Genomic DNA, 2,992 nt, shown 5'->3' on the forward strand with positions numbered 1-2,992 from the left:
CTGCCGTCGGGCGGCGTCACGTAGAATAATACGCGGCCGCCGGCCTTCCGGCCACAGCCCCCACCAACACCCCGGGGGGGCGCGGTACCCCGCCGGGCGCCCCCTCGGGCGTTTCCGCGCCGGGTGCGCCCTCCCGCCCCGGCCCTGCCTCCGACCCCGCCCCCTGCCTCCCGCCACCGGGAAGGCCCGCGGCGGGAGGCAGGGGGGGACGGCGGTCGGCCGCGCCGGGACCTCAGCCCCGTGCGCCCGCCGCCCGGTCGGCGGCCTGCGCCTTGAGCGCCCGCTCGATCCCGGCCCGCGCCTCGACGACCTGACGCCGCAGCGACGGCGCCGGGTCGGCCGAGTCCAGCCACGCGTCGGTGGCGTCCAGCGTGGCCTGCTCGACCAGCAGGCCCGGGTAGAGCCCGCCGATGATCTGCTGCGAGATCTCGTGGCTGCGGGACTCCCAGACGTCCTTGACCGCCGCGAAGTACTTCGCCACGTACGGCGCCAGCAGCTCGCGCTGGTCGGTCTGCTGGAAGCCGCCGATCACCGCCGCCTGCACGTAGTTGGTGAGCGTGTCCGACTCGACGACCGAGGCCCAGGCCTCCGCCTTGGCCTCGGCGGTCGGCCGGGCGGCCCGGCAGCTGGCGGCGTGCTCCTGGCCGGCCGCGGTGTTGTCGCGGGCGAGTTCGGCCGCGATCGCGGCCTCGTCGGCGCGCCCGGTGGCGGCGAGCCGGCCCAGCAGGGTCCAGCGCAGCTCGGTGTCGACGGCCAGGCCGGCGATCTCGACGGAGCCGTCCAGCAGGCCGGCGATCAGGCCGAGCTGACCGTCGGTCCGGGCGACGGAGGCCAGGACGCGGGCCCAGGCCAACTGGTGGTCGCTGCCCGCCTCGGCGGTGCGCAGCCGGTCCTCGGCGGCCTCGGCCCAGCGGGACAGGCCCTGCTCGCGCCAGGCCGGGTCGGCGTAGGCGTCGAGGGCGAGCCGCACCTGGCGCTGCACCGACTGGACGACGCCGATGTCGGACTCCCGCCGGAGGCCGGAGAGGGCCAGCGTCAGGTAGTCGCGGGCGGCCAGCTCGCCGTCCCGCGTCATGTCCCAGGCGGAGGCCCAGCACAGGGCGCGCGGCAGCGAGTCGGGGAAGCCGCCGAGGTGCTCGGTGACGACGGCCAGCGAGTCCTCGTCGAGCCTGACCTTGGCGTAGGAGAGGTCGTCGTCGTTGAGCAGGATGACGGCCGGGCGGTGCCGGCCGGTGAGCTCGGGCACCTCGGTGCGCGGGCCGTCGACGTCCAGCTCGATCCGGTCGGTGCGGATCAGGGCGCCGTCGTTCAGCTCGTAGAGGCCGACGGCGATCCGGTGCGGGCGGAGCACGGCGTGGCCCTTGGCGCCGGCGGGCAGCGCGGGGGCCTCCTGGAGGACGGCGAAGGACTCGATCTCGCCGTCGGTGTTGAGCGTGAGGGCGGGGCGGAGCACGTTGATGCCGGCGGTCTCCAGCCAGGCGGTGGACCAGGCCTTGAGGTCGCGGCCGCTGGCCTCCTCCAGGGCGCCGAGCAGGTCGCTGAGCCGGGTGTTGCCCCAGGCGTGCCGCTTGAAGTAGGCCCGCACACCCTCGAAGAACGCGTCCTGGCCGACGTACGCCACCAGCTGCTTGAGCACCGAGGCGCCCTTGGCGTAGGTGATGCCGTCGAAGTTGACCTGGACGTCCTCCAGGTCGTTGATGTCGGCCATGATCGGGTGGGTGGACGGCAGCTGGTCCTGCCGGTACGCCCAGGTCTTCATCTGGTTGGCGAAGGTGGTCCAGGAGTTGGGCCACTTGGAGCCGGGGGCCTCGGCCTGGCAGACGGCCTCGGCGAAGGTCGCGAACGACTCGTTGAGCCAGAGGTCGTTCCACCACTCCATGGTGACGAGGTCGCCGAACCACATGTGGGCGAGCTCGTGCAGGATCGTCGCGGCGCGTGCCTCGTACGCGGCGTCGGTCACCTTGGACCGGAACACGTACTGGTCGCGCAGGGTGACGGCGCCCGCGTTCTCCATCGCGCCGGCGTTGAACTCCGGGACGAACAGCTGGTCGTACTTGGCGAAGGGGTAGGGGAAGTCGAACTTCTCCTGGAAGTAGTCGAAGCCCTGCCGGGTGACCTCGAAGATCGCCTCGGCGTCCAGGAACTCGCGCAGCGAGGGACGGCAGTAGATGCCCAGCGGCACCTCCTGGTCGCCGTTCCGGTACGCGTCGAAGACACCGACGTACGGGCCGGCGATCAGCGCGGTGATGTAGGTGGAGATCCGGCCGGTCGGCTCGAACCGCCAGACCTGGCTGTCGCCCTCGTCCTCGGGCGTCGGGGTGGGCGAGTTGGAGACCACCACCCAGCCGGTGGGCGCGGTCACGGTGAACGTGAAGGCGGCCTTGAGGTCGGGCTGCTCGAAGGAGGCGAAGACCCGGCGGGCGTCCGGCACCTCGAACTGGGTGTACAGGTAGGTCTCGCCGTCGACGGGGTCGACGAACCGGTGCAGGCCCTCACCGGTGTTGGTGTAGGCGCAGTCGGCGACGATCCGCAGCTCGTTCTCGGCGGCGAGGCCCGGGAGAGCGATCCGGCTGTCGGCGAAGTTGGCGTTGTCGAGCCGCTCGCCGTTGAGGACGATCTCCTCCACGCTCGGCGCGACCAGGTCGATGAAGGTGGCCGCGCCGGGGGTGCGGGCGGTGAACCGGACCACGGTGGTGGACCGGAACGTGCCCCCCTCTCGGGCGGAGCTCAGGTCGAGCTCGATCTCGTACGCGTCCACGTGCAGGAGGTCGGCCCGGGTGCGGGCCTCGTCACGGGTCAGGTTGGTGCCGGGCACTCGCTGGACTCCTTCGTCAGGCTGATGCCTGGCATCCTGCCATGCCCGCCCGCCGGGTCCGGAGGAATATGCCCGCGGCCGTCGGACGGGAGGGGCGGGCCGGGCCGGAGGGGGACGACGAAGGCGGGGCGGGGGTGGTCCGGGGGCGACCAGGCACGCGGTCACCAGCGGAGCGAC

The 2,992-nt window shown here is 73.1% G+C and carries 1 protein-coding gene; it reads right to left on the reverse strand.

Going from position 1 to position 2,992, the window contains the following annotated elements:
• Nucleotides 1–232: 232 nt before the first annotated feature.
• Entirely contained in the window at nucleotides 233–2,815 is a 2,583-nt protein-coding gene (gene pepN / locus ACFWOG_RS40345) for an aminopeptidase N (protein WP_329948612.1), read from the reverse strand.
• Nucleotides 2,816–2,992: the final 177 nt, after the last annotated feature.

This window comes from Kitasatospora sp. NPDC058406 (genome assembly GCF_042722765.1).
Lineage (GTDB): Bacteria > Actinomycetota > Actinomycetes > Streptomycetales > Streptomycetaceae > Kitasatospora.